The sequence below is a fragment of the Natronorubrum amylolyticum genome, from assembly GCF_052040145.1.
Classification (GTDB): domain Archaea; phylum Halobacteriota; class Halobacteria; order Halobacteriales; family Natrialbaceae; genus Natronorubrum.
This window is the reverse complement of record NZ_JBPPFW010000005.1, coordinates 83,719-108,464: the sequence shown is the minus strand read 5'-3', so window position 1 is coordinate 108,464 and position 24,746 is coordinate 83,719. Positions and strand designations below refer to the sequence as shown.

Here is a 24,746-nt window from a genome sequence, read left to right as displayed (position 1 = left end):
ACTATCGCCGTCTCCTCAGTCGGCCGTCGGTCCGTCGGGACTACTCTCGTTGCGAGACCCCTGTTCGCGGACCCGCTGACGGTGTGCGTACAGTCCGAATCCGAGCGCACCGAGACCGAGCAGGAGGACGAGCAGGTTGAGCAGGCCCCCGACGATTGGGAGCTGTGCGAGGATCGCCCCGGCGACCAGTCCAAGGACGAGCGCGAGCCACCGGTTGTCCACGTCGACCAGCGAGAGGAGCCAGGCGGCGACGGCGTACCGGCCGTAGACGATCCCGATCCAGACGAGAAGCGCGAATCCGAACGCGCCGACGACCGAGAACGGAATGCCGACGATCGTGATCGCCGCGGCGATCAGCAACACGGGAATCGCGACGAGGAGGCCGAATCCCGTCAGTCCGATGCGCAGGGGATCGGTCGCGACCCGATCCGCGACCCCGTCGGAGAACCGGGGGAACAGCACGAGCAGCGCGGCGCCGAGCAGCAGGTTCAACGCGAGGGCGTACGCCGCAAACAGCCACGACGCGATCGGCACGGCCGTTCCCGTTAGGTCGATCCCGATCGAGGAGTCCTCCGTGATCTCGCCGGCGACGGCGTCGGTGTTCCCCTCGAGGCTGCCGCCGTAGCGCAGGTCGCCCGCGATCGAGGCGTCGTCGCCGAGCTGGATCGTCTCGGCGCCGACCTTCGCGTCTCCCTCGAGCGTCCCGTCGATCAGGACGCTGCCGGCGCCCGCCGAGAGGTCGCCGCCGATGGTCGCCCCGTCGGTGATCTCGACGCTACCCGCAGCGGTTTCGACGTCGCCATCGACGGCGCCGGCTATTTGAACGCTCCCGGCGACGGCTTCGACATCGCCGCCGACCGCGCCGTCGATCTGAACGCTGCCGGCGACCACGCTAACGTCGCCGGTGACGGTGCCCTCGATGACGACGGTTCCCGCGAACGCCTCGAGTTCGTCGACCGTCTCTCCCTCCTCGACGACGACGGTGCCGCCGCTCCGACTCTCCGACTGAGCGGCGACCGACATCGGCACCAGTCCGACGACGAGGAGGACGAGCACGGTGAGGACGAGTACCGTTCGGACGCGACCAGTAGCAGTCATACGCTACCGTACGCTTCATAATGAGATAAATACGTCACTATATCTCCATTTTAACGCACTGTCCGGCGCCCGTGACCGTCCGCCGATTCCGGAACCGAACACTTTCGGCCGACGGGTCCGCCACGAACCCCATCGCGCTCGGCGGTTCCGTCGCGCCCGAATCCCTATACGTGGTCGCATCGACGAGACGCGTATGTATACGGTTCTGCTGCCGGTCAAGAGCGATCGGAGCCTCGAGGCGGCCGACTACGTCACAGCCCTCCCCGACAGCGAGTCGACGGTCGAGGTCGTCCTGCTCAGCGTCTTTGAGGAGTTCGAGGCGGCCGACGAAGCGGGGGTCGTTCGATCGCGCGACCTCTACGACGAGACCAATCTCCCGGCCCACGTCGTCGAGGTTGCGCAGGTACTCGAGGAGCGGGGCATCGACGTCACGGCCAGACGCGAACACGGCGATCCGACGGCCGAAATCGTCCGCGTCGCCCGCGAGGTCGACGCGGACACGATCGCGATGGCGGGACGGGACCGCTCGGCGACCGGGAAGGTCCTGTTCGGCAGCGTCATTCAGGGCGTGATCCTCGAGTCGGACCGTCCGGTGACCGTTCTCAGGCGGGAGTAGCCGTTCGTTTCGACTGCAACGGACTCGAGGTCTCCGCGATCGACGGCGGGGTTCGGTCGTTTTATCTTTCGGCCACCCCTTCGCCCGGTATGAGCGAGGCCGACGCCGAGGCGGCGGAGCCGACACCGGGCAAGACCGAAGTCTGGATCGAAAAGTACCGGCCGGAACGGCTCGACGAGATCAAGGGCCACGAGAACATCGTCCCGCGACTGCAGAACTACGTCGAGCAGGACGAACTGCCGCACCTCATGTTTGCGGGGCCGGCGGGTACGGGTAAAACGACCGCTGCACAGGCTATCGCCCGGGAAGTCTACGACGGCGACTGGCGCGAGAACTTTCTCGAGTTGAACGCCTCCGACCAGCGCGGAATCGACGTCGTCCGCGATCGGATCAAGGACTTCGCGCGCTCGTCGTTCGGCGGCTACAATCACCGCATCATCTTTTTGGACGAGGCCGACGCGCTGACCTCCGACGCTCAGTCCGCGCTGCGCCGGACGATGGAGCAGTTCTCGAACAACACGCGCTTCATCCTCTCGTGTAACTACTCGAGTCAGATCATCGACCCGATCCAGTCTCGCTGCGCGGTCTTCCGCTTTACCGAACTCACCGAAAAAGCGATCGAGGCACAGGTGCGCGAGATCGCCGCCAACGAGGGCATCGAGGTGACCGACGACGGGGTCGACGCCTTAGTCTACGCGGCCGACGGCGACATGCGAAAGGCCATCAACGGGCTGCAGGCCGCCGCCGTGATGGGCGAGACCGTCGACGAGGAGACCGTCTTCGCGATCACCTCCACCGCTCGGCCGGAGGAGGTCGAGGCGATGGTCGAGCACGCCATCGAGGGCGACTTCACCGCCGCCCGCGCCGCCCTCGAGGATCTCCTGATGGACCGCGGACTGGCCGGCGGCGACGTCATCGATCAGCTCCACCGTTCGGCCTGGGAGTTCGACATCCCCGAACAGGCGACGGTTCGCCTGCTCGAGCGCCTCGGCGAGGTCGACTACCGGATCACGGAGGGCGCGAACGAGCGACTGCAGCTCGAGGCGATGCTGGCGTCGCTGGCGCTCGAGAACGAGTCCTGATCGGCCGCCTCGACGTCCACGTCAGGAGCCGTCGACGTTGTACTCGACCCCGCGGTCAGCTTCCGTCGGTGTCGCACTCGACTCCGCGGAACGCGAACGCGATGCGGTCGTCGTCCTCGGCGATGCCGATATCCCAGCCGTGAGCGCCGGCGATCCGTTCGATGGGATCGAGACCGAAGCCGGCGCCGTCACAGGTGGCCAGGCGGCCGAGGTCGGCTCCCGACTTCACGCCGGCGACGGTTCGGTTGGCACCGTCCCATCGGCCGGTAACGTAGAACCCGTCGTCGGCCGTTCCGACGGAGACGACCGTCTGTTCGTCCGTAATGCGAGTGACCGCTTCGTCGTCGATCGTCCCCTCATCCGCGCGCCACTCCGGCCCGCTGCCGTCGTGTTCGGCCGTCTCCTCGCCGTGTACGATCGCCTGAAAGAGGTGTTCGAACAGCTCCTGGACCCGGCTCTTGTCGGCCTCGAGGACGAGGTTCTCCTCGGTGACGAGTCGCGCATTGCCGGTCTCGACGACGACCCAGGCCCGTCTGGCGACGTCGTGGAGCGCGACCGGTTCGGTGTCGACGAGCACGTCGTCCCGCCGGGCGATCGTCAGCAACTGCTCGACGAGCGCTAACAGCTGGTCCTGAGCGTCGTCGATCTCGTCGAAGTGCTCTCGGTCGCCCGTTTCTGCGGCAAGTTCGAGGTAGCCCCGAGCGACGTTCAGCGGCGTCCGCACGTCCTCGTCGACGAGTTGTGCGATCGTCTCGAGGCGGTGTTCGACGGCGGCGAGTTCGCGTTCCATCCGGTTCGCGTCGGTGACGTCGGTGTAGACGACGACGGCCTCGGTAGAATCGTCGCCAGCGACGGTGTCGTCGGTCGATTCGCGATCCGCCGCGGTCGAGCAGGGAGCGACGGTGAGCCGGAACGTTCGGATGCCGTCGGCGGTTTCGCGGCGACTGACGAACTGACGCTGCTCGGTCGAACGGACCGCGTCGGCGAGGGTCAGCGCTCGGTCCTCGAGTCCGGGCGGCATGGTCGTCTCGCAGTCTGTGTCCCCGATACCGTCATCGCCGTTATCGTTGAGCTTGTTATCACCATCGGCGTCGATTCTGTTGTCGCCATCAGCGATGTCAGTACTGCTGTTGCCGCTGCTGCCGTCGTCAGCGGCGCCAATGGCGCTGTCGACGACCGCCGTACGATCGATATCGAAGGTGTCCGTGAACCGGTCTGTGACGGCTCGAACGACGGCTCGGTCGTCGACGAGTTCGTATCGAAGCGCCGGAACCGGAAGGCTCGCGAACGCCGCGTCCAGCCGGTCTCGGTCGACCGCGAGTCGGTCGCGTTCGTCCCCGATCCGATCGCGTTCATCCGCAAAACGGTCGCGCTCGTCCTCGAGTTGGGTCCGCTCGAGTCGCAGTCGGTCGCGCTCGGCGCGCAGTCGCGTCCGCGTCTCGGCTCGCTCAAGGATCGCTGACGCGTACCGACAGCAGGTCTCGAGGATCTCTCCGGTCGTCTCGTCGAACGCGTCCGGCTCGGTGTCGGCGATCTGAACGACGCCGACGTCGCCGACTGGAGCGACGTACAGCGAGCCGGCCTCCTCGAACGGCGGCTCGAGGGCCGCGTCCTCGACGTCGTCGATTCGGAACGGTTCGCCCCTTCTGAAGGCGTCGCCGACCGGTCCCTCGAGCGGCATCGACTCGAGCGCGTCGTCGGGAACTGCGTCCGTCGCGGCTCGAGTGGTGAACTCGCCGAGGTGGTCGGTCGAGAGCCAGCAGTAGTCGGTTCCACAGGCATCGGCCGCGAACTCGACGAGGAGTTCGTAGCATCGGTCGCGCCCGCTCTCGTGGTCTCGCCAGGCGGCGAGTTCGGTCGCCGACTCGAGGCTCGAGACGACGGCTGCTCGCGCGTCCGTCTCGGCGATGTCTGCCGACCCGAGGACATCGCCCGGCCGAACGGGCTCGACCGCGAGCGGTTCCTCGGCTGGCCGTGCGTCGGCCGTTTCGTCCGTGTTCGTTTCGACTGTCTCGTCCGCGGTCGTCTCGACTGGCCCGTTCGGCTGCACATCGGTTTTGCGATCCGTCTCGGCCGTCACCTCTCCTCGGGACGTCTCGTCCCCGTCGACGGCCGCGCCGCGACACACCCACTCGATCTCGTCGGCGAGGTGGGCCATCGCGTCGTCCGTCCCTCGGCGCACGTAGCCGGCGATGCCGTCGGTCGAGCGTGCCGCTGTCGGCGCGTAGCTCCGCTCACAGAAGAGCACCAGCGGCGTCCGTCCGCAGGCGTCGACGATCTCGAGCAGGCCCGCCCCCGCCGCGGTCGTCGGGGTCTCGGCGAAGACGACGCAGTCGGCCTCGGGAGCCCAGCTCCGAAGCTGGTCGATCGCGCTCGTCGACAGCGGCTGAACGGTTCGGTCGGGACCCGAGTCGACGGCCTCGAGTGCGGCCGCCCCGTCGCGAGCCGCAGCCGCCGCTTCGGCGATGTAGAGCACCGTGCGCGGCCGTGATCGCGGCGGATGGGTCATGGAACGGTCGAGTATCGTGTGGACGTGACCCTCCAGCATGATAAAAATGCACTGGGGTGTCGAACGTCGAGCCATCGCGATCGGTTTCGAGGGACGGCTCCCGTCGCCCCGTCGTTACGACTCGATCTCCGTCTTCTCGGCCCGCGCCGCGACCGTCGTTCGGATCGCGGCCTGCCAGTAGGCGCCGACGATTCCCGCCGGCACGAGCCAGAGCACGCTGAAGGGAGCGTACCACTCGAGGTTTCGCGGCGGTTGGGTGGCCACGAACTGGGCGACGCCCGCGGCGGCGACGAGTATCGTCATCGTGACGACCAGTAGGTAGACGGCGTCGATCTCGACGGTAGTCCAGGGGCGAAGCGATCCCACCTGTCGGACGTCGGCCGCGAACATGGCAAGCGCGCAGGCCGCGGCGCCGACGGTCAGCGCGATCACCGCGTCGACCCCGAGGACGTACTGACCCGCGGCGACGTCGCCGAGGAAGACCGGCAGGAGCGGCATCGCAAAGGAGAGGAGGGGACCGCCGTTCCAGATCGCGTAGACGAACGGGAGGATCGTGATCGTCGCCGTCGCGAGCGCGATCAGGAGTTTGGTGATCGTATCGAACTGCGTCGTCAGCGTCTCCAGCGGCGCGCCGCCGACGGCGACCGTCGATCCAGCGTAGCTGACGGCGAAGAGCGCGGTCAGGCCGAACAGACCGCCGATCGCAATTTTCGTCCGGCCGCGTTCGAGCCCTAACAGCGGGTGCTCGAGGACGTCGTCGACGGTGGGCCGGCGACCGAATCCGTAGCGGTCGTCGGTGCTCACGCGTCCTCCGTGATGACGGATGCCAGCCCGTCGTAGTCGCGTTGCTCGTTGTCGAGATCGACGGCGTCGGACGCGACGGCCCAGCCGGCGGCGTCGAAGATCGATTCGATCGCCTCGAGACCGCGGTCGTAGGAGGCGATCCCGTGTTCGGGCCGAGCGCCGGTGTCCTCGTGGGCTTGCATCGAGACGATTCCCTCGAACGACCAGCAGCGGACGTGGAGGCGGCCGCTGGTCCCGTAGTAGGTCTCGGCGGCCGTCGCCTGCTGGCGGACGAAGGTCGACTCCCGTCGGTCCCAGCCGTAACGGGTGTACTCCTCGGGATCGCGGAACCAGCCCTCGTTCTCGAGGACGGCCATTACGCGCTCGAGTCCGTCGCCGTCGACCTCGTCGTCCGGAACGAGGACGACGTTGATCGGTGCCGTCGCGACGAAGTCGTCGAACTCGTTCGGATCCGCACCGTCCTCGATCGGTCGGTACTGGTATCGGACCATCGGCGTGTCGGTCTCGCCGGTGATCGGCTCGTCGGTCCAGTCGTCGACCGCAGGCGGCGTCTCGGACCCTTCGACGGTTCGGTCGATCGGCGTCGAGTCGGGCGGCGACGGTAACGCGGCGATCGCGAGAAGCGTGCCGGTACCCGCGGCCGCACCCGTTCGGAGCAGTGAGCGTCTCGTTCGCATCGTCTCACTCCTGGGGCTGCGGTCGTTCCATCCGGTCCGTACCTCTCATTCGAATAGCACTTGTCACCCGAATATTCCGCTTCCACTATATGTCTTCTCATTCACATTACCGGTCGGCTGGGGTCGTCGTCGCTCGAGGCCACACCACGCTCCCGTCCGTCGATATCCGGAAAATGAACGTTGCGGAACTGTTTTAGGCGCTGGCTCGCGAAGAGACGTGTAATGAGCGAACTGGCGGACGCGTACCGTCTCGAGTACTTCGAGGAGGAGGGATTCGAGCGCAAGGAGTGTCCCTCCTGCGGTGCGCAGTTCTGGACCCGCGATCACGACCGGGAAACCTGCGGTGAGCCGCCGTGTGAGGAGTACGGCTTCATCGAGAACCCCGGCTTCGACCAGGAGTACAGTCTCGAGGAGATGCGGGAGGCCTTTCTCTCGTACTTCGAGAGCCACGACCACGAGCGAATCGAGCCCTATCCCGTCGCGGCGAATCGGTGGCGGGACGACGTCCTGCTCACGCAGGCGTCGATCTACGACTTCCAGCCGCTGGTCACCAGCGGCGAGACGCCGCCGCCCGCGAACCCGCTGACGGTCTCCCAGCCCTGCATTCGGATGCAGGACATCGACAACGTCGGCAAGACGGGCCGACACACGATGGCCTTCGAGATGATGGCCCACCACGCGTTCAACACGCGCGAGGACGTCGACGAGGACGAGTACGCCTACTACGGCGAGGTGTACTGGAAGGACAAGACCGTCGAACTCTGCGACGGCTTCTTCGAGTCGTTCGGCGTTGACTTAGACGAGGTCATCTACATCGAGGACCCGTGGGTCGGCGGCGGCAACGCCGGTCCGGCCATCGAGGTCATCTACCGCGGCGTCGAACTCGCCACTCTCGTCTTCATGTCGATGGAGCAGGACGCTGACGGCGAGTACGAGATGAAAGACGGGAACCGCTACAGCCCGATGGACACCTACATCGTGGACACGGGCTACGGGTTAGAGCGCTGGACCTGGGTCGCCCAGGGCACGCCGACGGTGTACGAGGCGGTCTACCCCGACATGATCGCGTTCCTCAAGGACAACGCGGGTCTCGAGCACACCGACGACGAGGAGGCGCTCCTCCACCGCGCCGCGAAGCTCGCCGGCCACATGGACATCGACGAGGCCGAGGACATGGAGACCGCTCGCGGCGAGATCGCCGACGAGCTCGACGTCGACGTCGACGAATTGACGGCGCTGATGGAGCCCCTCGAGTCCATCTACGCCATCGCCGACCACTGTCGAACTCTCGCGTACATGCTCGGCGACGGTATCGTCCCCTCGAACGTCGGGACGGGCTATCTCGCACGGATGGTCCTCCGCCGAACGAAACGGCTCTGTGACACCGTCGGCGTCGACGCGCCGCTGGACGAACTCGTCGACATGCAGGCCGAACGGCTCGGTTACGAAAACCGCGACACCATTCGCGACATCGTCCGTACCGAGGTCGAAAAGTACCGCGAGACGCTCGAACGTGGCGGTCGCCGGGTCGAAGCGATGGCCGAGGAGTACGCGGAGAGGGGCGAGCCGATCCCGGTCGACGAGCTGATCGAACTCTACGACTCCCACGGGATCCAGCCCGACATGGTCGCCGAAATCGCCGACGAGGCTGGCGCCGAGGTCGACGTACCTGACGACTTCTACAGTCTCGTCGCGAAACGTCACGACACGCCCGAGGCCGCCGAGGCGACCGACGAGGAGGAGGACGAGCGCTTCGAGGACCTTCCGGAGACGGAGAAGCTCTACTACGACGACCAGCAGCGAACGCAGTTCGAGGCCGTCGTGTTGGACGTCTTCGAGCGCGAGGACGGCTACGACGTCGTCCTCGACCAGACGATGTTCTACCCCGAAGGCGGTGGCCAGCCTGCGGACACGGGGACGCTCTCGACCGACGACGCGACCGCCGAGGTCGAAGACGTCCAGATCGAAGACGGCGTCATCCTCCACCGGACCGACGAGAGCCTCGGTAAGGGCGAGTTCGTCAAGGGGCAGCTCGACGCGACCCGTCGCCGGCAGCTGATGCGCCACCACACGGCGACCCACATCGTCATCCACGCGGCCCGACAGATACTCGGCGAGCACATCCGGCAGGCCGGCGCCCAGAAGGGCGTCGACAGCTCCCGAATCGACATGCGCCACTACGCGCGCATCTCGCGCGAGGACGTCAAGCGGATCGAGTCGCTGGCAAACGAGATCGTGATGGACAACACCGCGGTCACCCAGGAGTGGCCCGACCGCCACGACGCCGAGGCCGAACACGGCTTCGACCTCTACCAGGGCGGCATCCCACCGGGCGAGCAGATCCGGCTGATCCACGTCGACGAGGACACGCAGGCCTGCGGTGGCACCCACGTCGCCCGCACCGGCGAGATCGGCACGATCAAAGTCCTGAGCACGGAGCGCGTCCAGGACGGCGTCGAGCGCATCACCTTCGCTGCGGGCGAGGCCGCGCTTGAGGCCACCCAGCGCACGGAGGACGCCCTCTACGGGGCCGCCGAGATCCTCGACGTCTCGCCCGAGGACGTTCCCGAGACCGCCGAGCGGTTCTTCGAGGAGTGGAAGGGCCGCGGCAAGGAGATCGAGGACCTGAAAGAACAGCTCGCGGCCGCTCGAGCCGGCGGCGGAGGCGGCGGCGAAGAGGTCGACGTCGGCGAGACGACCGCGGTCGTCGACCGCATCGACGCCGACATGGGCGAACTGCGCGCGACCGCGAACGCCTTAGTCGAAGAGGGCAAAATTGCGGTGCTCGGCAGCGGCGAAAGCGGCGCGCAGTTCGTCGTCGCCGTTCCCGACGAGTCGGGCGTCAACGCTGGCGAGGTCGTCGGCGAACTCGCCTCGAGAGTCGGCGGCGGCGGCGGCGGCCCGCCGGACTTCGCACAGGGTGGCGGGCCGAACGTCGAGGATCTGGACGCGGCGCTCGAGGACGCGCCGGATATCCTGCGGCAGGTCCAGGACGCCTGATCGTCACGGTTCAGGTCGCCGACTCGTCACAATCGACCTGCGAACGAGTATTTTGGTGATTCGTAAAATCGACTCGAGAGACCTTACTCCGCGACGCCGCAGTAGTCGATCGCCGACGTCGCCAGCGTCTGTGCGGTCTCGAGCAGCGACGTGACGGTCGTGTACTCGTCGACGCCGTGGAGGTTCGGGCCGTAGGGCCCGGCGGTGACGACCGGGACGTCGTAGTAGCGCTGGTAGAACCGCTCGTCGAGCGCGGCGTTGCCGCCGACGAACGTGCCCTCCTCGCCGATGATAGACTCGGCGTTGCCCTTGACGATCTCGACGATGTCGGCGTCGCGCGGCACCTCGTGTGGCGCGGCGTTCCAGCCGGTCCACTCGACCGTCGGCGGGTTCTCGGCGAGCCACTCGTCCTCGTTGGCTGCGGCTTCGATCGTCCCTTCGATCGCCTCGCGAACGTCGGCCCGGCTCTCGCCCGGCGGCCAGCCGACGCGCCCCTTCATGAGCACTTCGGCGGGAACCGAGGCCGGCCAGTCGCCGCCCTCGACGACGCCGATGTTGATGTTGGTGACGTGGCCCTCGAGCGAGGGGTCCGCGCCGTAAGCCGGCGGGAAGTCGATGCTGGCCTGCCGTTCGTCGTTCAACTCGTTCAGCGCCGCGGCGACGTGGCTCGCCTTGTCGAAGGCGCTGACGCCCTGGTGGCCCCACGCGGCGTGGGCCTTCTTCCCCGGAACGGTCACGTCGAAGAACATCACGCCGGCGCTGGCGATACCCACGTTCGGGAGGCCGAAGGGCTCCGGAATGATCGCCGCGTCAGGGACGTATCCCCGCTCGAGCACCGAGAGGAGGCCGCCAACGCCGCCGGCTTCCTCCTCGATCGTGCTCTGGACGTAGAGATCGCCCGCGAGGTCGACGCCCTCGTCGGCGAGGGTCTCGACGGCGAGAAGGATGGCGGCGAGTCCGCCCTTCATGTCCGAGACGCCGCGGCCGTATATCTCGTCGCCCTCGCGGCGGAGCGTCCACGGGTCGGACTCCCACGCTGACTCCGGATCGGCGGGCACGACGTCGATGTGGCCCGAGAGCGCGAGCGTCGGCCCGTCGCCCGCGCCGTCGACCGTCGCCACCGCGTTCTCGCGGCCCTCGTAGCCGTGGTCGTCGTACGACGACGTGTGGAAGAAGCCCGGATGGTCCGACAGAGCGTCGGCGTCCGGCTCCCACGTGTCGACCTCGAGCCCGAGTCGGTCGAACTCCTCGAGCATGACGGCCTGTCCACAATTTTCGTTTCCGGTGACTGAGTTCGCGGCGACGAGTTCCTCGAGCGTTTCGAGCAACTCATCCTCTCTCGAAGCGATCGATCGGCTTATTTGCGCCTTTACAGCCTGTGTGTCCATGCGGAGAGATGGACCGTCGAACTGATATACGTACTCGTCTGGTGCTACCGATCAGATATTGTCGTGTCCCATCGTCTGACGATCAGAACGCCATAGATGGCTACTGATAATCTGATTAACAGTAAACTCTACGATCAACGTGTCGCGTGACTTACGTTCTTTCGTGAACGGTCGCTGGCGAAAGTGTTATCAATTACTGATTCATGGAAAATATTAGCATGGACAGACGAACCTTCGTCAAATCCGCTGGTGCGGCAAGTGTAGTGGGAATGACCGGACTTGCAGGCTGTCTCGGTGGCGACGACGATTCGCGGACCTGGATGATCCCGTGGGGGGAAGGCGGCGGAACTGACACGTACGCTCGGCAGATGCAACCGCTCGCCGAGGAAGAAATCGACGGATCGATCGAGATCGAAAACCGCGAAGGAGCCGGCAGTATGATCGGCAGCGAGTGGCTCCACGGTCAGGAGAACGATGGCAGCGTGTTCGGGACGGTAAACCCCGCCGGATGGAGTTTTACCTGGCGAGCGTCGGAGATCGACGATTGGCATCCGGACGATTTCGAGCCGATCGCCTACTCCGGGATCTTCGGCTACACCCTCATCGTGAACGACGAGTACGAAATCGAGAGCTTCGACGGTCTTCGTGACGCGTACGAAGACGGCGACATCTCCGGCTTCGGCTACCAGGGTGCCGGCAGCGACAGTCACCTGACGACGCTGCTTCTCAGAGACGAGTACGGACTCGAGTTCGACAACGCCGTTCCGTACGACGGCGGTGGACCGACGCAAGAAGCCGTGATCTCCGACGAAGTCGGCGCTGGTTTCGCGACGAATACGTCCGCCGTCTCCGCTGAGGAGTCAGGCGAGGCGTCCGCCGTCGTCAACCTCATGGACATCGATCTCGACGATGTCTTCCCAGGTATCGACTCTATTACCAATTACGGTGACAGTCTGGCCTGGATCACGGAGTTCTATCAGGTGCAGGTTGCTCCGCCGGACACGCCGGAGGACGAGCGCCAGGAACTCTCCGAGGCGATTCAGTACGCGTGTGAACACGAAGAGACCCAGGAGTGGATGGAGGAGACCGGAAACATTGTCGAGTACGGCGATATGGACGCTGCTGCGGAACAGTACGTCGGAAGCGTCGACGCGATCGAAGAGAACGTCAACGAAGCGATCGGTGGCTTCGACGAGTTCCAGAGAATGGCTGAGGAAGCAGACGACGACTAACACAACCCACTCTCTTTCGGGGGAATTGGGGCTGACACGCAGGGGAAACTACAGACGAACCCTACGATTTCACCATCAGGAATGTTATACGCTGAACCAAACAACAGTCGTATTCGTACACGCCGACTCCCGACGCAGAGACGGAAACGGGATGTCAGCGTCGAACGCGTCGTATTCGAAGCCGTAACTGTCGGACGAGATTCATTATGGATCAGGAACACACGGCGTTAGACGCGATCAGTCACCGTATTCGCCCCGTCCTCGCTACCATCGCAGATGGCGGTGAGAAAGTATTGGGCGAACGGCCGACGATGGAACACGTGTTGCTGGTGTTGTTCCTCATTACCGGTGTGTACATGTATTTGGGGGCATCCGAGTTCGCTTCGGCCGCACAACGATTCCCGCGACTCATGGCCGGCGCGACGGTCCTGTTTTCGGTGCTCTTGCTCGCTCGCAACTATTTGACGGTTGTCGGACCGCTCGCCGGTGCTCTCCTGGGTGGATACTTCGCCTACGTGGGTGGGAGCGCATTCGTCGACACCGGAGACGGCCTCTTCTATCTGATTTCGGGCGTCGTTCTGTTCGTCGTTGCCGTCGTTTTTCGCGAGCGATTCGGCGCCGCAGTCGAGTCGTTCGTCGCGGAACCCGTCCAGGTGATGGGTGGCGACGATAGCCAACCGAAACAGGCCGACGAGGATGCCGATACGACGCTCGAGGAGGAACCCGAGACCGACGCAGACTCGACCGAGGAGCGCACAGCAGACAAATCCGAGTCAGAGACTGACGAGGAGGCGGAATCGGAGGACGAGGGATCGGCCGCGATGTACGTCTACGAAATCGACGATCCGCGGGGCCCCATCGTTACTGGCGCGCTCTGTACGGTGTACATGTTGCTGACGTTTTCGATCGGGATGCTTTATGCAACACCAATTTTCGTCGCGCTCTGGACGCTTTGGGTTCGAATGGACGTTCTCAAAGCGGTCGCGATGGTCGTTCTCAGCTTCATGATCTCTCAGGCGTTCTACGATTTCGTCGAACGAGATGTCGCTCGAGGCTGGCTCACTGGGTGGCAACCGCCGACACCGGCCGACCTGCTCAGCGTCTCGCCGCACACTAACCTGTTCCCACACGCTATCGAGCTGCTGCAGTGGGGTGTTCTGCTCGGATGACGGTTGAATCGTTCGTCGGTGCGATCGAGATGCTACTGACTGCCGAGACGATGATCTGGCTGCTCGCCGGCGTCATCATCGGGATCATCGTCGGTGGCCTTCCCGGACTCGGCCCACCGCTGGGAATGGCGATTATTCTGCCGTTGACGCTCCCGATGGAGGCCTCGAGTGCCATTATCCTACTCGTCGGGGTCTACAGCGGGTCGATGTACGGTGGGTCGATCGCGGCAGTGTTGATCAACACCCCTGGAGTATCATCGTCGGCAGCGACGATGTTCGACGGCTATCCGATGTCCAAGCAGGGCCGAGCGGCGACGGCGTTGGCGATTTCCGCTACCGCCTCGGCAATCGCCGGACTGTTCACCATCACGGCGCTGATCCTGTTCTCGCCGGGACTGATCCAGATGGTCCTCGCAGTCGGGACACCGGAGCGGTTCCTCGTCGCGATCCTCGGGTTGGCGATGATCACCGTCGTCACGAAGGGATCGGCCGCAAAGGGGTTGCTCGCCGGCGCTGCTGGGCTGTTGGTCACGACCGTCGGCGTGGCCCAACCGATCTCGCTCGATCGTCGGTACGCCGAATCGCTGTACCTCTACGACGGAATCGACTTCGTGGCAGTGCTGATCGGGTTGTTCGCGATCGCGGAGATGATGAAACTCGCCGGGCAGAAAGGCGGCATCGCAGAGGGTGACGTTAAAATCGACAAGGCGGGAATCAAGGAGGGAGTCGTAACGACGCTCAAACATCCCGTGACGGTCTTCAAGTCCGCGAACATCGGGTTGATCGTCGGTGCGATTCCCGGTGCGGGTGCGACGGTGTCAAACTTCGTCGCATACACCGAAGCGGTCCGCTCGTCGAAGGACCCCGATTCCTTCGGGTCCGGAAACGAGGTCGGCGTGATCGCCTCGGAGGCGTCCAACAACGGCACCGTGGCCGGCTCGCTCGTGCCCGCGATCTCGTTCGGTATTCCGGGCAGTTCCTCGACCGCCGTACTCATCGGCGGTCTGCTCATGCATGGTCTCAGACCGGGACCAAGCATGTTCGACCCCTCGGGCGAACTCCAGTTGACGTACACGTTGCTGTTGGCGTTGCTCGTCGGCAACGTGGTTATCCTGATCGTCGGGCTGTCGATGGTCACACGACTCAGCTACCTGACGAAGATCGACACGAACTACATCATCCCGATGGTCGTCGTGCTCTCGTTCCTGGGTACGTACGCGCTGCGAGGGAACCCGATCGACGTGCTGACGATCATCGTCTTCGGGGTGATCGGCTTCTACATGGTTCGGTACAACTACTCGGTGATCGCGTTCGTCCTCGGGGTCGTCCTCGGTGACATCGCCGAGGGGAACCTCTACACCGCCATGCAGCTCTCGGACGGCTCGTTCATGATCTTCGTCAATCCGTTCGAGTACGGCCGGTGGCTGTCGCTGGTGTTGAGCATCCTGATCGTGCTCCTCATCTTCGGCCCGTACGTCAAGCAGTGGTGGGAACGGCACCAATCTGCGTGAGACGACGCCGCTAGCTGTCGTCCCCGTTTTTCGTCTCGCTGCTCTTCTGATGGTTCGATCGCTCCGTGTTTGACCGTTGACCCGCGGGTACTCACTGGCGTCCGACACGAACGCGGCCGGATTCCCGCTGGTATTTTGACCACCCTCTGCCTGCGTTGGGTATGGAGTTTTCGACAGCGTGGGACGACGAGCTACGGTCGCTCGTCGACGAGCTGTGTCGGTTCGAGACGACCGCCGGAGACGAGGCGGCCGCCCAGCGATGGCTCGCCGACACCCTCGAGGACTGGGGCTTCGAAACCTATCGGTGGGAGGCCGACGCCGAGGCACTCGCCGAGCACCCCTCCTTTCCCGACGACCCGGCGGAACTCGAGACGGCGAACCGGCCGAGCGTGGGTGGCGTCCTCGAGTTCAGCGATCCGGACGCGGGGAAGACGCTGGTGCTGAACGGCCACGTCGACGTGGTGCCGCCGGGGAACGGCTGGAAGGGGGATCCGTTCGAGCCGCGGTGGCGCGATTCCGATGCCGACGAGACAGGTGACACGCTCACCGCCCTCGGCGCGACCGACATGAAAAGCGGGCTCGCGGCCTGCGTCTTTGCAGCGCGACACCTCGCGTCGCTCGAGCCCGCATTCGACGGCCGGCTCGTCGTCGAGAGCGTCGTCGGCGAGGAGGAAGGCGGTATCGGCGCGGCAGCAGCGGCGCTCGAGAATCCTTACCCCTTCTCGCGGGACGCGGCCATCGTCGCCGAACCGACGCAGTGCCGGCCGGTGATCGCCACCGAAGGGAGTCTGATGAAGCGCCTGCGCCTCGAGGGTCGGTCGGCCCACGCGGCGACGCGCTGGCACGGCGAGTCCGTCCTCCCGCCGTTCGAGCGAATTCGGCGGGCGTTCGACGACCTCGAGACCGAGCGCGGCGAGCGCGTTACCCACCCGCTCTACGAGGAGTTCCCGATCCCGTGGCCCGTCTGCGTCGGCCGCGTCGAGGCGGGCAACTGGGCGTCGTCGGTTCCCGACGAACTCACCGCGGAGCTCCGGATCGGCGTCGCGCCGGGCGAGACGGTCGACGAGGTCGAACGGGAGTTCGAGCAGCGACTGTCCGATATCGTCGCCGAGGACCCCTTTTTCGACTCGAATCCGCCCGAGTTCGAGCGGTTCTCGATCCAGTTCGAACCCGCCGAGACCGACGCCGACGAGCCGGTAGTCCGGGCGGTCCAGGAGGCGATGGAGACGATGGATCTCACGGAGACCGAGCCTCGAGGCGCGACCTACGGCGCGGACAGCCGTCACTACGTCCACGCGGGGATTCCGACGGTGCTGTTCGGTCCCGGCGACATCCAGCAGGCGCACTTCCCCGAGGAGTCGATCGAGTGGGACGAGGTGCTGACGGCGAGCGAGACGATTGCCGGGGCGGCGAGGGCGTTTCTGGCGGACTGAGTTGGGCCGTCCGGGGCCCCTCCTTCGGTAGTTGGTGCGCTCGTGGAACGTATTGGAAAGGAGTTCTTACGTCGGACCGATCAAACCACGTGCGGTGGCGCGCGCTGAGTCGCGGTGAACCAACGGTGAACCGCGACTCGACGATGTGCGAGGGATGAGTGAGTGAGCGGAGCGAACGAATGAATCGGCTGGGGAGGACGTGGAAATCACCGCCGCCAGCGACGCAGATCGCTCGCTCTCACGACGATCACTCCAAACGTAGCCCTCAAAGCAATCACTCCGAACGCAGATTCAATTAGTAAGCGCGTGCACGTGCCGACTCCTCCTCCCGATATCGGCCTCCACCCGGACACGAACCGAAACCCTCGCCTTGCTCGCCCCGTCAGTTCCGGTATGCCAACTGCGTCGAACGGGGACGTCTCGCTGTACTACGACCGCGCCGATGGGGGTGGCGACGCCGAACCGATCGTCTTCGTCTCCGAAGCCGGTCTCGGCGGCTGGTCGTGGGGCTGGCAACACGCCGCCCTCGCCGGCCCCCACGAGGTCGTCGTCTGGGACCTCCGCGGGACGGGGCGGTCGGACGCCCCACCGGGGCCGTACGACCTCGAGACGCTCGTCGCCGACCTCGAGGCCGTCCTGGCCGACTGCGAGATACGAAAGGCCCACCTCGTCGGCTGCGGGCTCGGCGGCGCGATCGCATTGCGCGCCGCACGAGACACGACTCGCGTCGAGACACTGACGCTCTTCGGAACCGCGTCGCGAGGCGAGGAATTCAACCTCGAGCCATTGTTCGCGCCGCCGGACGACCGCGCGGCGCTGCGGGACTCGCTCGAGACGGGGCTCTCGGACGAGTTCTGCGAGGCCCAGCCGGAGGTGTGCGATGGCATCGTCGACTGGCGAGCCGACGGCGATGCGACTCGAGCGGGCTGGGAAGCACAGGTGGCGGCCCTCGAAGGCTTCGACGCGAGCGACTGGCTGGTCGAGGTGACCCAGCCGACGCGGGTGATCCACGGCGGGGCCGACGAACTGGTTGCGCCTGCATATGGACAGGCGCTCGCTCGAGGATTGCCGAGAGGAGAGTTCGCGGAACTCGAGGAGGCGGGGCATCTCTGTTTCGTCGAGCGCTCGCGGACGGTCAACGATCGGATCCTGGGCTTTCTCGAGGCGCGCGCGGACGACGAGTGAGGTGTTCGGAGGGGCGACTCGAGATCGTGAGAGTCGGTATACTCATCAGGTTGCCTGACAGTAGTACACTCATGCACACCGTTCATCGGTTCGGGATCGCGGCCGCTATCGTCGTTCTCTCCGGTGCGGCGAGTCTCCTCGCCATACCCTCGCTCCCCGACCAGGTCGTCTCTCACTGGAACGCTGCCGGGGAGCCCGACGGCACGATGTCGAAGACGGCAGCACTCGTCTTTCTGCCGGCACTTTCCGCCGGCCTGCTCGGGGTGTTCGCCCTGCTCCCGCGAATCGATCCGAATCGGGCGAACATCGAGGCGTTCCGCCCGTCGTACGACTGGTTCGTCGTCCTGTTCACCGGGTTTCTCTTCGTCATTCACGTCGGCATTATCGCGTTCAACCTCGGCTACCAGTTCGACTTCGTCGCACTGATCGTTGCGAGCCTTGCACCCCTGTTCTACTTCGTCGGTATCGTCCTCGAGAACGCGAAACAGAACTGGTTCGTCGGCATTCGAACGCCGTGGACGCTCAGCAGCGAGGCAGTCTGGGACCGAACGCACGAACTCGGAAGCAAACTGTTCAAACTCGCCGCGCTCGTGATGCTCGGCGGACTAGTGTTCGACGCGTACGCCATCTATTTCCTCCTCGTTCCGCTACTGGTGACGGCCGGCGTGACGATCGTGTACTCCTACGTTCTCTACGAACGACTCGAGGAGACTCCATCGACGTCTCGGGGCCACTGAGCTCAACGACGACACTCCTCCAGCCAACTCGTCGACACTCGATTGCGTCTGACGAATCAGCGGCACTGTTGATTCCCTCGGCGGCACGTACAGGCCGAGGCGTTACCGCTGCGGTCGGAGTACAAGCGCTGCACCCGCGAGCGAGCGAAGCGAGTGAGCGGCCTTTTTAGCGTAGATTTTTGGAGGAGCGGTGAGCGAGCAACGCGAGCGAACCCGACGAGAAAAAGGTACGTATGCACGTGTAGCGAACGGCTGTCTCGCGCAGACCGATATACCTCTCGGGAGGTCATACGAGATCGTTTCAGAGGTATCTAACAGAGTAGTGTGCTTGCGCTTGACCCCCTATCTACTACGGGTTTCTGAATCCAACCCAGAGTCGTGACGCTCTCGCTGGCACGTCGAGCCGAACGATTTCCGGACCGGATGACGGTCGTCGACGTCTCCGAGGAGCGACTGTACGCGCCCGCAGAGACGATTCACGAGAACCGGGTGACCTACGGCGAACTCTCGGCGATGGCGACGCGGACGGCCGAACACCTCTCGGCGCTCGGCGTCGAGACCGGCGACGTCGTCTGTCTCGTCACGCGAAACCGCGTCGCCTCGCTCGCACTCCTCTTTGCCTGTCGGCGGCTCGAGGCGACCTTCTTCCCGATCTCTCACTGGCTGACGCCCGCCTCCGTCGAGCGCCCGTTCGATGTCGTCGATCCCGACCTCGTCATCTCGGAAGCCGCTCAGCGCGACCTCGTGCGTTCGATCCCGTTCGATCGCTCGGTGACGCTCGAGGAACTGGCCGACGCCGATCGCGATTCGTTCTCGGACCCGGCGAGCGCGGAGTACGAACACGACTCCGGCACCACCGAGACCCCACTGTTGCTCCTCCACGGGGACGGCGGCCGGCCGGTCGTCGGCTACTCCGAACGCGCCCTCGAGTGGAACTGCATCTCGAACCTCGTCGCGTGGGGGCTGTCTAGCGACGACGTCGTCCCGCTCGTGACGCCGCTCTCGGCCGCCGACGGTCTCGTTCGCGCCGCGTTATCGACGCTCTACGTCGGCGGCACCCTCCTGCTCGACCGGGCGTTCGATCCCGGCGATACCCTGGCCGCCATCGAGTCGGAAACGGCGACGTTCCTCGCGGGTCGGAACCAGTCGCTGTCGGATCTGACGGCCGAGTCCGGATTCGCCGACCGCGCCGACTCCCTCGAGCGGGCTGTCGTCGAGGGACTGATGGACGACGAGGTTCGCGAGCGGTACCGCGAGGCCGGCGTCTCGGTCGCTCGCGCCTACGGCCGACTCGAGTGTCCGACCGCGTTGAGTCAGTCGTTCGTGGCGGCTGGCGGTCGGTCGACCGATGCTGATCCGGTGGATACCGGCTCGAGGGATCTCGGCTATCCGGTACCGGACTGTCGCGTCCGCTTGCGCGACGAGGAGGGGGCCGTCCTCGAGGGCGAAGCAACGGGACGACTCGAGCTATCGGGGCCGGTCGTGGCCGACGGCTACGTAAACGCTGCCGGAACCGACGACGAACACCGGGGCGCTGCCGCAGACGCTGGGAATGAACTGTCCGACAATATTGACGGTCGCGGACGGTTCGGCGACGGCTGGCTCGAGACCGGCGAGCGGTTCCAACGGGCGGCGGACGGCAGCTATCAGACGCAGTAAATTGTTCGTCGCATCCGTAACCGAATCCTCACGATACCACCCGGAAGTGGCCCTACTCCTAGCCGTCCGTGGTTGCGGCAACCCCGGTGGCGGACGGAAAGCATATGCCCGCGGAGTAGCGAATACGGGACGATGGATCAGCTTCGTATTGCCGTCCTGAACGCGGCTCATCGGGACGAGAACACGACACGAAACTTCCGGCGCGAACTCGACGGCTCGCTGTCCGAGTTCGACGTTACGAGCGGGGAGGTACCCGACGACTTCGACTACGATGCGGCCGTCGTCACGGGCTCGCGGTCGTCGGTGTACTGGGACGAAGAATGGATGCAAGCGACCAAAGCGTGGGTCGGGGAGGCGATCGACCGCGATATTCCGTTCTTGGGAATCTGTTGGGGCCACCAACTGCTCGCAGACGTCCTCGGCGGCACCGTCGAGGATATGGGTGCCTACGAGGTCGGCTACAGCGAGATCGAACACCACGGGAACTCGCGGCTGTTCGCGGGCATCGACGGCGAATTTACGGCCTTTACCAGCCACTCCGACGAGGTCGCCGAACTGCCGCCCGGTGCGACACCTCTCGCGAAGAACCACTACTCGAATCACGGCTTCCGCAAGGACCGCGTGTTCGGCGTCCAGTTCCACCCCGAGTACGACACGAAGACCGCCCGCGAACTCGTCCACCGAAAGGATCTCTCGGACGAGCGACTCCAGACGGTCCTCGAGGAGATCACCGACGAGAACTACCGGCGGGCCTGCGAGGCGAAGTTGGTGTTCGACAACTTCCTCGAGTTCGCCCGCGAGATGAACGGACTCGACGTCGCTGCGACTGCAGCGAGTACGGACGCGTCGACGTCGGCAGGCTGCTCCGACTAACTGTCGAGACTGAGCCGTCTTCCCTATCTGCTGTCTCGGATTCGATCCGAGCATCGGCAACCGGACGCTGAGAGGGTTCCAAAACTCGACGCTCCGTCTCGGGAGAACAGTTTTCCCAGTGGAATCCACTACTACACTGTATGAGCACGTCGATCAAGGTTACAGATACGACGCAATCCCGACTCGAGGAACTCCAGGCAGAGATACGACTCGAGACGGGCCAGAACGTAACTCAACAGGACCTTCTCGAGCGAATCGTTACCAGCACGTACGAGTCTAAAGACGAGTTAATCGACTCGTTTCGCGACGAGTTCGAGCCGTTGTCCGAGGACGAGATCGATCGGTGGCTGTCCGGAACCGTCGACTCGGGTATCGAAACGACCGAAGACGACATCGACACCGTACTGTACGGCGAATGAGCACCTTCATCGACACCGGCGTGTTCTTCGCACAGCACGACAGTGCCGCGGCGAGACACGAAGACGCCTCGGATGCGATGCGTGCTGTTCTGGCGGGACGTCTCGGACAGCCGTACACGAGCGACTACGTGATCGACGACGCGGTAACGCTCACGCGGAAACGCACCGGCAGCTACGACGCTGCGTGGACTATCGGACAGCGGATTCTCGGGGGTGGGGAGTATCCGGATCAGATCGAACTGAAACAGATTGACTCGGAACTGTTCGAAGAGACGCTCGAGACGTTCGAGAGATACGACGACCACTCGCTCAGTTTCACGGATGCGAGTACGATCGCAATCGTCGTACGGAGCGATATCGATTCCGTACTCAGCTTCGACGACGACTTCGACGGACTCGTGGACCGAATCGATCCGACGGCAGTCGACGTGTCGTAGCACGACTGCCGCTCGAGGCTCGAAACTTTATTAATGCGAATGTTAATATTTGGATATGAGTCCTTCTCCAAAACAACTGGTACGCCGCCGTCCCCTTCTTGCTGCGGCTACTGTGCCGGCACTCGCCGGGTGCATCATCGATTACGGCTCGTGTACGACCGGCGGACCGTCGTTCGACAGAGATGCCGTCGATTCGTTCGTCATCAGCACCACGACCGGAGCCGCCGCGGAAACGGGGCCGTGTGACGACGATACGGGGCGGTGTCTCCACGTCCACCTCGAGGTCGATCCGGACACCATCGATCTGATCGAGGTGCAAACGCCCGACGGCGATGTTGTCCGGACGCAGGACGTAGACGAGCGCGACATCAGGAACTTCGAGGTGTCAGCAGGCGACAGGACCGACAGGCAGGAGCGAACACTCGTCCTGGGTGACGAGGACGGTACCGTCATCGGTAGCACCGACGTCCACACCCGGTGCCGGTGGTAACGCCCACTCCACGAACCGGGAGGGTGAGATTTCTACCGCCGATTCGAATAACTGTCTGCGGATCACGTAGCCGAGGTTCGATCACATCGTCGTCGATCGAATCGCCATCGAGACGACCGAGGGCGTACTCGCCCGGGAAAGAGAAAATCGACGTTCGAAGCCGGTTCAAAACGGATGGAGTAGCGGAATCGATTCGAGTCGATCCCGATCAGTCGGCCGCGACCTCGAGGTTCGCTTCCTCCGCTGCGCCGATCGCTTCGACGACAAGCTCGGCGATATCGACGATCTCGATCTCCTCTTCGAAACCGCCGGTTTTCCGACCGTCCTCGTACATCGTCATGCACATCGGACAGGCGACGACGAACTTCTCGATGTCGGGTCCGTTGTCGGTGTCCTCGAGCGCTTCCCGAATCCGTTCTTCGCTCGGTTTGGGTTCTTCCTCGAAGTCCATCCAGAGACCGCCGCCGCCGCCGCCACAACAGAAGGAGTTGTCGCGGTTGCGGGGCATCTCGTCGAGTTCACAGCCCGTCGCACGGATGAGTTCGCGCGGCGCCTCGTACTCGTCGTTGTATCGGCCGAGGTGACACGGATCGTGGTAGGTGACCGTGTAGTCGAGTTCGGTGCCGGTGAGCTCGAGCGCGCCGGTTTCGACGAGTTCCTCGACGGCCTGGGTCCAGTGGTAGACCTCGATCTCGCCGTCTTCGTTCCAGAACTCCTCGTAGTCGAAGGGCATCATCGGATCGTCCGCGAACTCCTCGAAGTCGACCTCCGGATACTCGTTTTTGAACGTGTTGTAGGAGTGCGGGTCGGTGCAGACGATTTTGTCGAACTCACAGTCCTCCCACGTTTCGACGTGGTGGCCGGCCAGTTCGACGTAGAGGAACTCCTCGCCGACGCGGCGGATGTCGTTGCCATCGTACTTCTCGTCGTCGAAGAGGATGCCGAAGCTGACGTCGGCTTCCTTCAGGATCGTCGCCAGCGAGCGAGCGACCTGTTTGTTGCGCTCGTCGTAGCTCGGGAAGTCGCCGACGTACCAGAGGTAGTCGACTTCCTCCTCGCGGGCGTCGGGGACGTCGAACTCGAGTTCGTCGCTCCAGTCGCCGCGATTTCGTGCGGAGTCGCCGAACGTGTTACCGTTCTGCATGACGTTCTGGAAGACGTCCTGCATGCTCGGGGCGATGTCGCCCTGATCGGTCATCTGACGCTGCAGCCGGGTAAAGGACTGCAGGTGTTCGATCTCGACGGGACAGGCGTCCATGCAGGCCATGCAGGCCATACAGGACTCCATCGTCTCCGTGTTGATGACGCTCGTGCCGCCGTCGGCGATCATCGGCTTCTCATCGCCGCCGGCGTCGAGCTGTTCGCGGTACTTCTTCAGGTCGAGAATGACGTTACGCGGGTCGAGCGGTCGGTCGGACGCCTTCGCGGGACAGACTGAGGAACAGCGACCGCACTTGGTACAGGCGTCCTGGTCGAGGATCTCCTTCCAGGTGAAGTCGTCGATGGATTCGGCGTTGGTCGCGTCGAGATCAGCTGGAACGTTCGGCAGGCGCTTGCCAGCCTTCTCGTCGCGCGTGACGACGTTCGCGAACGAGGAGATCATGTGGAACGGCTTGGCGTAGGGGATCCACGCGATGAAAAAGAGCGCGAGCAGCGAGTGGGACCACCAGCTCAGCCAGTGGAGCGTTTCGGCGTTGAAACCGAGGTTCGCGACGGCGGAGTAGTCCGCGTTCATCGCCGCTTCGGTCGTCGGAACGCCGATCGCCCCGAACAGCATCGCGAGCCCGTAGCCGACGAAGCTCACGACCTCGTGGTCGGGCATGCCGGTGATGTAGATCCGGAAGCCCTCGAGCAGGAAGCCGCCCACGCCGAGGCCGAACAGCGTCCAGATGAAGATATCGTCCTCGTTCGAGGTGTGGCGTCCCCAGAGACGGTGGTTCTGGACCCAGTAGCGTCGGTAGAGGGCCATCCCGATCCCGACGACGAACAGCAGCCCCATCGCGTCGACCATGAACTGATAGCCGAGGTAGAAGTCACCCTCCCAGAAGACGATCCCGAAGAGCATATTGGTCCCGTACTGCTCGACGGCAATGATCGTCGTCGCGATGAGCAGCGTCAGGAAGCCCCAGAGGATAAACGAGTGCATCAGGCCGCCGTAGAGGTCTCTGTTGAACTGCTTCTCGTTCGAGAGGACGATCTTGGCCGAACTGACGATTCGATTCGGGAGGTCGTCCAGTCGGTCGAACGGGTCGTCGTCACCCTGCGTGTACCGGCTGAACCGCTGGTAGAGTCCGTAGGCGAAGACGGCGAGCGTAATCACCACGAGGAGATAGAACAGCGCGTAGCCGACGCTGCCGATCCCCAGGTAGGTCTCCCGTCCCACCTCCGATTGTGCTATGACGTTCATGTACAATGACGTGGGGGGCG

20 protein-coding genes are annotated in these 24,746 nt (G+C 64.5%); 14 read left to right on the top strand and 6 right to left on the bottom strand.

What is annotated here, in order from left to right; translation table 11 throughout:
• Positions 1-15 precede the first annotated feature (15 nt).
• A complete protein-coding gene (locus tag ACSFDB_RS18325; protein WP_440772355.1) occupies positions 16-1,098 on the bottom strand; it encodes a bactofilin family protein in 1,083 nt (360 codons plus the stop codon).
• 193 nt (positions 1,099-1,291) lie between these two features.
• Here ACSFDB_RS18325 and ACSFDB_RS18320 point away from each other — a divergent pair, with 193 nt between their 5' ends.
• Positions 1,292-1,714, top strand: coding sequence for a universal stress protein (locus ACSFDB_RS18320; RefSeq protein WP_440772354.1), 423 nt, complete (start codon positions 1,292-1,294; stop codon positions 1,712-1,714).
• 89 nt (positions 1,715-1,803) lie between these two features.
• Positions 1,804-2,796, top strand: coding sequence for a replication factor C small subunit (locus ACSFDB_RS18315; protein WP_440772353.1), 993 nt, complete (start codon positions 1,804-1,806; stop codon positions 2,794-2,796).
• Between the two features lie 55 nt (positions 2,797-2,851).
• On the opposite strand, the gene ACSFDB_RS18310 is transcribed toward ACSFDB_RS18315, so the two are convergent.
• The 3 genes from ACSFDB_RS18310 to ACSFDB_RS18300 form a co-directional block, all read right to left on the bottom strand.
• Positions 2,852-5,305 carry a histidine kinase dimerization/phospho-acceptor domain-containing protein gene (locus tag ACSFDB_RS18310; RefSeq protein ID WP_440772537.1) on the bottom strand — a complete coding sequence of 818 codons (2,454 nt, stop codon included), beginning with the start codon at positions 5,303-5,305 and terminating at the stop codon, positions 2,852-2,854.
• Positions 5,306-5,419: 114 nt separating this feature from the next.
• On the bottom strand, positions 5,420-6,109 hold the full coding sequence (locus ACSFDB_RS18305) for a hypothetical protein (RefSeq protein ID WP_440772352.1): 690 nt from the start codon (positions 6,107-6,109) through the stop codon (positions 5,420-5,422).
• Positions 6,106-6,786, bottom strand: coding sequence for a hypothetical protein (locus ACSFDB_RS18300; protein WP_440772351.1), 681 nt, complete (start codon positions 6,784-6,786; stop codon positions 6,106-6,108). The genes ACSFDB_RS18305 and ACSFDB_RS18300 overlap by 4 nt, the downstream gene beginning before the upstream one ends.
• 222 nt (positions 6,787-7,008) lie before the next feature.
• Here ACSFDB_RS18300 and alaS point away from each other — a divergent pair, with 222 nt between their 5' ends.
• Positions 7,009-9,786: an alanine--tRNA ligase gene (alaS, locus tag ACSFDB_RS18295; RefSeq protein ID WP_440772350.1), complete on the top strand. Its 2,778-nt coding sequence runs from the start codon at positions 7,009-7,011 to the stop codon at positions 9,784-9,786.
• An 83-nt stretch (positions 9,787-9,869) separates the two neighbouring features.
• Here the strand turns inward: alaS and ACSFDB_RS18290 are convergent, their stop codons facing one another.
• Positions 9,870-11,174, bottom strand: coding sequence for an ArgE/DapE family deacylase (locus ACSFDB_RS18290; RefSeq protein WP_440772349.1), 1,305 nt, complete (start codon positions 11,172-11,174; stop codon positions 9,870-9,872).
• 218 nt (positions 11,175-11,392) lie between these two features.
• On the opposite strand from ACSFDB_RS18290, the gene ACSFDB_RS18285 reads away from it, so the two are divergent.
• The 11 genes from ACSFDB_RS18285 (at position 11,393) to ACSFDB_RS18235 (ending at position 22,319) form a co-directional block, all read left to right on the top strand.
• On the top strand, positions 11,393-12,406 hold the full coding sequence (locus ACSFDB_RS18285; RefSeq protein WP_440772348.1) for a Bug family tripartite tricarboxylate transporter substrate binding protein: 1,014 nt from the start codon (positions 11,393-11,395) through the stop codon (positions 12,404-12,406).
• Between the two features lie 206 nt (positions 12,407-12,612).
• On the top strand, positions 12,613-13,575 hold the full coding sequence (locus ACSFDB_RS18280; protein ID WP_440772347.1) for an eL24 family ribosomal protein: 963 nt from the start codon (positions 12,613-12,615) through the stop codon (positions 13,573-13,575).
• The gene (locus ACSFDB_RS18275; RefSeq protein WP_440772346.1) at positions 13,572-15,086 is read left to right on the top strand and encodes a tripartite tricarboxylate transporter permease; all 1,515 of its coding nucleotides are present in this window, start codon (positions 13,572-13,574) and stop codon (positions 15,084-15,086) included. Before ACSFDB_RS18280 ends, ACSFDB_RS18275 begins: the two co-directional genes overlap by 4 nt.
• Before the next feature lie 161 nt (positions 15,087-15,247).
• A complete protein-coding gene (locus tag ACSFDB_RS18270) occupies positions 15,248-16,519 on the top strand; it encodes a M20/M25/M40 family metallo-hydrolase (RefSeq protein ID WP_440772345.1) in 1,272 nt (423 codons plus the stop codon).
• A 393-nt stretch (positions 16,520-16,912) separates the two neighbouring features.
• Positions 16,913-17,704 carry an alpha/beta fold hydrolase gene (locus ACSFDB_RS18265; RefSeq protein WP_440772344.1) on the top strand — a complete coding sequence of 264 codons (792 nt, stop codon included), beginning with the start codon at positions 16,913-16,915 and terminating at the stop codon, positions 17,702-17,704.
• Between the two features lie 71 nt (positions 17,705-17,775).
• Positions 17,776-18,441 (top strand): SdpI family protein, encoded by a 666-nt coding sequence (locus ACSFDB_RS18260; RefSeq protein WP_440772343.1) that lies wholly within the window; start codon positions 17,776-17,778, stop codon positions 18,439-18,441.
• A 378-nt stretch (positions 18,442-18,819) separates the two neighbouring features.
• Positions 18,820-20,100 carry a class I adenylate-forming enzyme family protein gene (locus ACSFDB_RS18255; protein WP_440772342.1) on the top strand — a complete coding sequence of 427 codons (1,281 nt, stop codon included), beginning with the start codon at positions 18,820-18,822 and terminating at the stop codon, positions 20,098-20,100.
• A 132-nt stretch (positions 20,101-20,232) separates the two neighbouring features.
• The gene (locus ACSFDB_RS18250) at positions 20,233-20,973 is read left to right on the top strand and encodes a type 1 glutamine amidotransferase (protein WP_440772341.1); all 741 of its coding nucleotides are present in this window, start codon (positions 20,233-20,235) and stop codon (positions 20,971-20,973) included.
• Positions 20,974-21,113: 140 nt separating this feature from the next.
• Positions 21,114-21,392: a hypothetical protein gene (locus ACSFDB_RS18245; protein ID WP_440772340.1), complete on the top strand. Its 279-nt coding sequence runs from the start codon at positions 21,114-21,116 to the stop codon at positions 21,390-21,392.
• Complete coding sequence (locus ACSFDB_RS18240) at positions 21,389-21,829, top strand: type II toxin-antitoxin system VapC family toxin (RefSeq protein ID WP_440772339.1); 441 nt, start codon at positions 21,389-21,391, stop codon at positions 21,827-21,829. Before ACSFDB_RS18245 ends, ACSFDB_RS18240 begins: the two co-directional genes overlap by 4 nt.
• A gap of 55 nt (positions 21,830-21,884) precedes the next feature.
• Complete coding sequence (locus ACSFDB_RS18235; protein WP_440772338.1) at positions 21,885-22,319, top strand: hypothetical protein; 435 nt, start codon at positions 21,885-21,887, stop codon at positions 22,317-22,319.
• Between the two features lie 208 nt (positions 22,320-22,527).
• Here the strand turns inward: ACSFDB_RS18235 and ACSFDB_RS18230 are convergent, their stop codons facing one another.
• Complete coding sequence (locus tag ACSFDB_RS18230) at positions 22,528-24,726, bottom strand: heterodisulfide reductase-related iron-sulfur binding cluster (RefSeq protein WP_440772337.1); 2,199 nt, start codon at positions 24,724-24,726, stop codon at positions 22,528-22,530.
• Positions 24,727-24,746: the final 20 nt, after the last annotated feature.